The sequence below is a fragment of the Bacillus sp. SA1-12 genome, from assembly GCF_000981385.1.
GTDB lineage: Bacteria > Bacillota > Bacilli > Bacillales > Bacillaceae > Metabacillus.
The window spans coordinates 1-8,148 of record NZ_LATZ01000050.1 but is presented as its reverse complement, the minus strand read 5'-3'; the positions used below and the strand labels follow the sequence as shown (position 1 = coordinate 8,148).

Sequence of the window (8,148 nt, the reverse complement as noted above, 5' to 3'; positions counted from 1 at the left end):
ACCATTTTCAGTTATGGCATTTCAGTAGCAATTCAAGTACAACATTTAGGGATACACCCATGGGATGTTCTAAATATCGCTTTATTTGAAAAATTCGGCCTTACGATTGGGACGTGGACTGTTCTGGTAGGACTGCTTCTTGTTGTCGTCTCCTTCTTTTTAGATCGGAGCTACATCAACATCGGAACGTTCCTGAATGCTTTGGCTGTCGGTCCTTTAGTTGACTTGTTCCTTTATATGGAGGCATTTCCACGATCCTCTTCTGTTTTCACAGATGTACTTGTTTTGTTCTTAGGTGTTGTACTGATGGGAATCGGTGGCGGAATGTACTCAGGAGCGAGGATCGGGGCTGGGCCAAGGGATGGGTTCATGCTTTCGATATCCGATAAATTGGGGATGTCGATCAGCCGGGTGCGGATCATGGTTGAAAGCCTTGTCCTTCTATTAGGTTGGCTGCTTGGCGGTCCGGTCTTCATATTTACACTCGTGATTACCTTCATCCAGAGTCCGATCTACCAATATGCTTATCTGATGACAACGAAATGGGGGAGTAGGCTTTCTATACCTTTAAAATCGAAGAAGGACTTCCGATCAGCTTAAAATCTGTTAAATAAAACTGTCGATTTAATCGGCAGTTTTATTTTGGGGTAAAATCATCTAATGGATAGTTTATTGTAATTTTGTTTACCGGGTTTTGAGTGAACGTGTAGGAATTGCTAAGGAAGTTCATATTCTAATTGAATCTTTACGCCAGCTGTATGGCTACTGCCTCCTGATCCTTGATAGGTTGAGGTAAACACATCTGGAAAAGGTAGTAGAATCCAAGACATCGCAAATCAGGCTCACAAGAACGAGTTACCCCAAAACGATAAAAACAAGCAACATGCACAAAATTTTCGTTCTGGGGGTATTATGATATCTTAACTTAATGGGCATGGGGTACCGCCAACATTTCGGAAATTTTGTACGCAAAGGAAATTAGAAAATAAAACAGCCAAGTTCCAGTGTCTCATATAACTTAAATTCGCATTCTCGGGACTGGACCCCTCCTATTTCTATATTTACTTATCTTTCTACCAATTCTAGCTTCTCACCATTCGGACCTTGGAAAAAGGCGATTTTAACTGTATCCTTTAAAATGCTTCGAGGTTCTTCATCTACTAATTTGACGCCTGCTTCTTTAAAGCGTACGAGTTCAGCTTCAATGTTTTCCACTGTAAAGGCCAAGTGGTTCACAATTCCTTCGTTTTCAACCGGGCCGCCGTAGACAAGTTCTACCTCTACACTCGGCTGCTCTGGAAAAAATAAAAAGGCAAGCTCAACAGTGTCATTTACCCACTCTCTTTTTCTTAATTCTAAACCAAGGATGTTTTGATAGAACGCTAAAGACTCGTTCATGTCATTTACCATAATTCCCACATGTTCCATTTTCACAATGCATTCCTCCTAAACGAAAATAGTATTATCGTACTTTTATATAATAATCTATATTGGACTGTTCCAATAGCGGAAAAATCAATTTATAAATGCGGGAGATTTCTTTTTCAATACCGATAACGTCAAATTATGTAAAGTAGTTTTGTATATTATATTCATTTAATTCTTGGTGATCTTCTTTAACTAACAATATAAGGTACCAAATACTGATGGCTTTTCCTAAAGGAAAGAAAAGGGATGCCAGAAGGCATCCCAATAGGGTTAGTGAAATATCTCAATTACATTAAAGATAGATTTTTTTATTATTTAGTTGGATTCGGCAACCTCATTAGTTACAGACTGCTTTTCATCTGAATAAGTGTTTTCTCTTTTTATTAACAGTACTTGAATGGATGTCAATATCAGCATAAGAGCCAAGAACGCTAAACCAAAGGCGATATTGTCTGTAGCATCATTCAACATTCCTATTACATACGGTCCTACAAAGCCACCGAGGTTACCTACCGAATTGATGATTCCAATTCCTACTGCTGCAGCTTCAGCTGCCACAAATGAAGAAGTGAGTGCCCAATACGGACCAGAAAAACTATACAAGCCAATCGTTGCTACACACATCATTATAATAGCCAGAATGGGATTATGTGATGATACTAATACTCCGATTAATCCTAAACTTCCAACAACAGGCCCGAATGCCGCATGGTATTTTCGTTCCCCTGTTCGATCTGAATGTCGAGCCATCAAAACCATTGCAATGGCTCCAAGCAGATAAGGAATCATGGTAATTAGCCCGACTTGGGTATTCGTTAATACATTAGACAGTGATTGAATAATACGTGGCATCCAAAAACTGATACCATACAATCCTACAACGAAGGTAATGTTAATAGCTGTGAATTTCCAAACGATTCGATTTTTAAGGACTTCTTTAAACGAAAGTTTTTTAACATTTATCTTTTTGGCATGTTCTCGCTGTAACTCATTAATCAGCCAGTTTTTCTCTTCTGATGTTAACCATTTTGCTTGTTCAGGACGGTCATTTAAATAGAAGAGTGTGATAATCCCTAGAATAACGGCTGGTAATCCAGCAATGATGAAGAGCCAGCGCCATCCTGGCATCCCTGCCCAATGAATATTTTCAACAATCCATGTTGAGATTGGAGCACCAAAGGCATTTGCAAGTGGTGGTGCTGTCATAAACAGAGCAACAGCCCTTGCACGTTCCTTAGACCGAAACCAGTAGGTAATATACAAGATCATTCCCGGGAAGAAACCTGCTTCCGCCACCCCAAGTAGGAAGCGAAGAATATAAAGATGTGCTGCACTATTCACCCAAGCAGTAATAACCGTTACAATTCCCCATGTAATTAAAATACGGGCAATCCATTTCCTTGCGCCTATGCGCTCTAGAAAGATATTACCTGGGACCTCAAAAAGAAAATACCCTAGAAAAAAGATACCTGCGATAAGACCAAACGCTGTACTAGTTAAATTTAGTGCTTTGTCCATACCACCTATAGAAGCATAAGTAATACTAACTCTGTCAACAAAAGCTACTAGATAGGCTATGAACATATAGGGGATGATTCGCCATGCTACTTTCTTTACTGTTCTTGTTTCTAACGATGCTACACTTTTCACTTTTTATCTCCTCCTCGTATAGTATTTACCTTAATAATTAAACATCTACGAAAATAAAGTTTATTAATCTGTAATGACAGGAATCCTCTTAATTCTAGGATCTGTAAAAACATCATTTTCATCTGTACTAGTGGAAGAGAACTCAGATACAATGGCGCCTTCATCCCCAGCTTGGAACCAGTGAAGTGTATTAGGCGGTATCGTATATTGCTCACCTGGACGTAAAATAATTTCGTCCCAAACAGTCAAATGTTCTTCATACTCTTTCGGAACTTTAGCATGAATCACCTGAGGTTTGGAGCCAGGCACATATAAGTAGACAATTCCTTTCCGACAACGGAATGTTTCTTCCTTTCCTGGTAAGTTGTTAATAGGTGGATGTAAATGCTCAGGGCATGTTTGACCAGGCAATAAGATAAGTTCTTTAGCACAATAACGATCTGTATTTGCATATACGACTAACTGAAGTCCTAAATCACGTATATTCCCTAATCCGAAGTCTGCTACTTCAAATGATTTCACTTCTTCCTCTGTAAGAACAATATTGGCCTCCTCTAGGTAGTTTAAAGATTCAGATTTAATTAACTCATATTCCTGTCTATTCATAATAATTGTAACCCCTTTCATATTTTTATTTATTGTATCTTGTAAGTATATAGATGGCGATATCTAAAACACACATCTTGTTAACCAAAATTCAGATATTTATGCAAGAAGTTATAGATAAAGAAATACATGAGTTTTGGAAAAGAATAAATGTATTTTCGATATGGATAGCTTCAACCGTATCACTTAGACTAGAAATTACTAATGACGCTATATACACAAGCGTCCATTAAAAATAATATTAGGGGGTTTTATATATGGTAAGAAAAATGACAGTCCCACCAATGGAATTAGTAGAACAGGATGGACTAGAAACTCAAATGTGTGCGGTTATGGATGATGTTGGTTCTATTTCTATCAAGAAAGCGCTTATTCCTGAACCTAAGGAAGGAGAAGTAAGGATTAAAGTAAAGTGGGTTGGAATTTGCGGAAGCGACCTAGAGGTGTATAGAGGAGCCCGAGAGCCTGAATTCATTACTTATCCTACCCGGTTAGGGCATGAAGTGGCTGGCGTTATCGATAAAGTAGGAGAAAATGTTATGGGATTAAAAGAAGGAGATCATGTAGCATTACGCTATGTTTGGGGGGCATTTGCAGAGTATATCTGCTGTACCCCGTTTGCTGTAAAGGTATTGCCAAAGGATTTTCCATTAATTGAAGGATCTCTGATTGAGGTATTACCTCCACTTCTTCATACAGCTGAACGTGCTGAAATTTCCCCTAACAAAAATGTGTTAATTATGGGGCAGGGGGTAAGTGGACTTGCAATGACACAAGTTATTAACCTGTTTAGTCCCCGAAACCTGGTAGTAACAGATCTATTTGATGAGAAACTTGAGCTCGCTAAAAAGTATGGTGCTACGCATACTTATAAGCTACCTACATCAGAAACAAAAACAATGGACGTTGTAGGTATAGACTTCCCAGAAGGGTTCGACGTAGTTATCCCATGCTTACTTGAAGGTTCAGGAATGGTAGATGCGATTGATGCAGCAGCCCAAAATGGACGAATTGTTATGTATGGTTGTATAGGAACAAGTCATAAGCCAATTGATTTCTTTAAGGTTCATAAGAAGCGTCTGGATATTTTATCGACGGAACCAAAGCGAGACATTGATAATAGAAGATTCTTTGAGGAAGGGTTATGTTTAGTCTTAGACGGACTAATTAATACGAAAGAAACTGTTACTCATATCTTTCCTCTAGAAAAAATAGAAGAAGCCTTTGAATTACGCAACGCCCGTAAAGGGGATACTATCCACGTTATGATTGATTGTGAAGTAAAGTCAGATATGAAAGAATAAGGTGCGATTATATATTATGCATGATTTAGAATGTTTCTATTGTACAAAGAATCAAGATTTACAAAACTTGATGATTGAAATTGCAAAATTGAAAATCTCTACACTCTATCTTAACAAGGATCAAACTCATAAAGGACGTTGTATCATTGCATTAGACAAGCATGTAACCGAGTTATTTCATTTAAATAAAATTGAGCTTTTTTATTTTATGGATGATGTTTCTAGGGCAGCAGAAATAATCCAAACTACATTTAAACCGAATAAGATAAATTATGCTATCTATGGAGATCTAGTATCACATCTACACTTTCATCTTGTTCCTAAGTATGAAGGATCTTTAGAGTGGGGAGAAGCTTTTAATAATTCACCACGAACAAAGGAAATTTTAGAGGATATTGAGTACCAAGCAATGGTTAGAGACATTAAAAACAATTTGCTGCAGACTAAGACTTTTGTTTAATAAATGGCTATATACAAGGAACCCTGTAATCTAGAATGCAGGGTTCCTTTTTAGTAAATAGATGGCTGTGAGCCAATTACAAAATCTTGTTCTAAGACAATGTCTTTCCCTACAACCGTCCGCATTTGTTCACGTATCTGAGTGGGGGACATTCCTAAGCGTTCACAGCATAGTCTTGAAAAGTAAGGTGTAGTAAATCCCACTAATTCAGCAATTTCTGACACAGAGTATGAGGTAAACTCTAAATATTCTTTTGCTTTCTCCAATCGTAGGGATTGGAGGTATTGCATAGGAGTAGTACCTAAATCTTTCTTGAAAATTTCGATTAAGTAATGAGGATGGAATCCGAAGTGATGAGCCATTTCTTCAAGGCTCACTTTGGATTGTAAGTTCTGTTTTAAATACTGTACCATGGGAAACCCTTTGTTTGTCTCCTGGACAGGTACTTTTAGTCGGCTTTTAAATAATTTATATTCAGCAATGTTATCTTGTAACATGCCTAACAAAGCGCCTTTAAGTCCTACATCAATTCGATAAGGGAGCAAAGGATTTGGATTCTTTAGGTTGGCACTTGAGAGCTGAAACAACTGCTTGAATTCATCTATATCATTCACTTTTATGGCTCCCATTAGATTACTAAATTTAATTAATTCTATTAGATCTTCACTTAATGTAAATTTAACATCTATAGTAATAGTTTCTTTTGAAAAGTGGAATTCATGAGGAATATTCTTCTCAAAGAAATAACAATGGTTAGCTAGTACTGGGTAGCTCTGTCCATTTATTTCTATGATTCCTTCACCATCAATGATTAACTGAAGTTGATAAAAATCATGGGAGTGCATTTTTACACCACTGTTTTTTAAATAGTCAATACGCGCCATCCATAACACTTGTAGCTGACTGTCTCTTACTTTCATACGTTTTGACTCCTTTTCAACAGAATATCTCTATCTTAGCATAATCAAAAAAGAAATTATATTTGATGCAAATAAAAGAAGGGAGAAATCAAATGACATACTCACTTGGTATTGACCTTGGAACTTCTGGGGTAAAGCTGTATGATTCTTTTAAAATTGCAGAAGAGTTAGATATCACTATAATAATTAAAATTCGAGTGTTGGGGGAGATTCAAAGAGTACTCTATGGTTACAGATTATGGCTGACATATTTAGGGTACAAGTTGAGCATTGTATCTCATCAGGTGATCCAGCATTAGGAGCTGCTTTACTTGTCATCAGAGGAGTAAAAGGTAAGGTTATGAACAATTTTGAAAGTATTATACCAATCAAATAAGTGCTAGAGGCTGATAAAAAAACCATCTAGATTATCAGATGCATTATGCGAAGTTTAAAAAATTATACACTCATTTAAAACATGATTGTAAAGAAATATCAGAGTCTAACATATATTAAATAGTCTTAATTTTGGGTAACAAACCTAAGAAAAGTTCGGTTCTGTTGCAAAAAGAACCAGACAGCTAACTCAACATGAAAATTACCTATTCCAAGAGCAATTTTTATTCGGTATGAAAACTTTACACCGAATCTTTCATGGTATAAAGCGAAATGTCCTTTCAGGAGGGATTAATTTGGAATACAGTGCGTTCACGAATTTGGAAACTGAATCGACTTGGTATAAGAGCATGTGTTCACTTCACGACAGCATTTTCACAACACAAAGCTCCGATTCTATTAGGGAAGAGTTATCAACTAGACCGCAATTCCTTATATTAGTCGCCGTTCATGATGACAGTGTTGTTGGATATAAAATAGGATATCAAGACCGTAAGAGTAGATTCTATAGTTGGTTAGGTGGCGTGTATCCAGAGTATCGTAGTCAAGGGATTGCATCGGAACTGATGCTCAAGCAGCACGAATGGTGTAAGGGGCAGGAATACACTGTTGTTCGCACCCAAACTAAAAACAAGTGGCGTAGTATGCTCATTTTGAATTTACGTCATGGGTTTGATATAGTCGGAACGTACACTGACGAAAAAGGAGAACCGAAAATCATCTTGGAGAAACGTCTTTAATCTAAACAATCATTATTTAGATACAGGTGTTAGAATTGAAGAGTCAGCTACCATACTTGGTGGCTTATTTTTATTTATTCAAGAAAAGGGCCAGTTTGTTGTGCGAAATGTTTCTAGCTTAAATTGGGAATGGTCACATTACCCAAGTAAAGGTTAGACAGTTCCTTCCGGAACTGAAGGATTATATCGAAGAATCAAATGGTGGGGTAACGCCCTGAAGGGTTCTCTCTTAGTCGAATAGCACTTGAATTAGTAAGAATAATAGTGTTATAAGCTCGGCGAAAAGGCGTGAGAATTTACCGTAACAGTTCGGCTGACGAAAGCCTACCCGAGGGGGTGGTGTAAATCATGATGCTTGAGTTGAATGAATATGGTGAGAATGCAAAAGAACCTAAAGTAAAAAGGTTAAGCTGACGAACTTCTGAATGTACGGGTCTAGACTGGCAATACATAGAAATGTGTATATCACCTAATGTGAGGTTAGCAGTGGATGAGTAAGAATGACAATTATGAAAGTCCATGATGTGTTACAGGCATAAGAACGGCTAACAGGCTTACAGGAAGCACCTAAGTTCATTCTATAATAGATATAATTCAACGTTGTAAGCTGATAACGTGGAGGACTTACTTTCTATGAAGCGTTGATAAGGAAAGCAATAATGAGA

General features: G+C 37.4%; 9 protein-coding genes. 5 read left to right on the top strand and 4 right to left on the bottom strand.

All coding sequences use genetic code 11. From position 1 onward, the window contains the following. Positions 1–600 (top strand): YitT family protein (locus tag WQ54_RS17470; RefSeq protein ID WP_046585892.1); only part of this gene is annotated, 600 nt, incomplete at its 5' end. Between the two features lie 465 nt (positions 601–1,065). On the opposite strand, the gene WQ54_RS17465 is transcribed toward WQ54_RS17470, so the two are convergent. The 3 genes from WQ54_RS17465 to WQ54_RS17455 form a co-directional block, all read right to left on the bottom strand. Next, positions 1,066–1,428, bottom strand: a complete 363-nt coding sequence (locus WQ54_RS17465; protein ID WP_046585896.1) for a VOC family protein — start codon at positions 1,426–1,428, stop codon at positions 1,066–1,068. Between the two features lie 315 nt (positions 1,429–1,743). Then, positions 1,744–3,078 (bottom strand): MFS transporter, encoded by a 1,335-nt coding sequence (locus WQ54_RS17460; RefSeq protein WP_046585891.1) that lies wholly within the window; start codon positions 3,076–3,078, stop codon positions 1,744–1,746. 63 nt (positions 3,079–3,141) lie between these two features. Beyond that, the gene (locus WQ54_RS17455) at positions 3,142–3,684 is read right to left on the bottom strand and encodes a D-lyxose/D-mannose family sugar isomerase (RefSeq protein ID WP_046585889.1); all 543 of its coding nucleotides are present in this window, start codon (positions 3,682–3,684) and stop codon (positions 3,142–3,144) included. Between the two features lie 257 nt (positions 3,685–3,941). Here WQ54_RS17455 and WQ54_RS17450 point away from each other — a divergent pair, with 257 nt between their 5' ends. Next, positions 3,942–4,988: a sorbitol dehydrogenase gene (locus WQ54_RS17450; protein WP_046585887.1), complete on the top strand. Its 1,047-nt coding sequence runs from the start codon at positions 3,942–3,944 to the stop codon at positions 4,986–4,988. A gap of 16 nt (positions 4,989–5,004) precedes the next feature. Beyond that, on the top strand, positions 5,005–5,448 hold the full coding sequence (locus tag WQ54_RS17445; RefSeq protein WP_046585885.1) for an HIT family protein: 444 nt from the start codon (positions 5,005–5,007) through the stop codon (positions 5,446–5,448). Positions 5,449–5,498: 50 nt separating this feature from the next. Here the strand turns inward: WQ54_RS17445 and WQ54_RS17440 are convergent, their stop codons facing one another. After that, positions 5,499–6,368 carry an AraC family transcriptional regulator gene (locus tag WQ54_RS17440; protein WP_046585883.1) on the bottom strand — a complete coding sequence of 290 codons (870 nt, stop codon included), beginning with the start codon at positions 6,366–6,368 and terminating at the stop codon, positions 5,499–5,501. Positions 6,369–6,460: 92 nt separating this feature from the next. Here WQ54_RS17440 and WQ54_RS17435 point away from each other — a divergent pair, with 92 nt between their 5' ends. After that, positions 6,461–6,667 carry a hypothetical protein gene (locus tag WQ54_RS17435; RefSeq protein WP_046585881.1) on the top strand — a complete coding sequence of 69 codons (207 nt, stop codon included), beginning with the start codon at positions 6,461–6,463 and terminating at the stop codon, positions 6,665–6,667. Between the two features lie 426 nt (positions 6,668–7,093). Then, positions 7,094–7,483, top strand: a complete 390-nt coding sequence (locus tag WQ54_RS17430) for a GNAT family N-acetyltransferase (protein WP_046585894.1) — start codon at positions 7,094–7,096, stop codon at positions 7,481–7,483. Positions 7,484–8,148 lie beyond the last annotated feature (665 nt).

Bases quoted from the DNA above. Each gene is read 5' to 3' on its own strand.
- WQ54_RS17445 (WP_046585885.1), top strand. From the start codon at position 5,005: ATGCATGATTTAGAATGTTTCTATTGTACAAAGAATCAAGATTTACAA.
- WQ54_RS17430 (WP_046585894.1), top strand. From the start codon at position 7,094: ATGTGTTCACTTCACGACAGCATTTTCACAACACAAAGCTCCGATTCT.
- WQ54_RS17455 (WP_046585889.1), bottom strand. From the start codon at position 3,684: ATGAATAGACAGGAATATGAGTTAATTAAATCTGAATCTTTAAACTAC.
- WQ54_RS17440 (WP_046585883.1), bottom strand. From the start codon at position 6,368: ATGAAAGTAAGAGACAGTCAGCTACAAGTGTTATGGATGGCGCGTATT.
- WQ54_RS17465 (WP_046585896.1), bottom strand. From the start codon at position 1,428: ATGGAACATGTGGGAATTATGGTAAATGACATGAACGAGTCTTTAGCG.
- WQ54_RS17450 (WP_046585887.1), top strand. From the start codon at position 3,942: ATGGTAAGAAAAATGACAGTCCCACCAATGGAATTAGTAGAACAGGAT.
- WQ54_RS17435 (WP_046585881.1), top strand. From the start codon at position 6,461: ATGACATACTCACTTGGTATTGACCTTGGAACTTCTGGGGTAAAGCTG.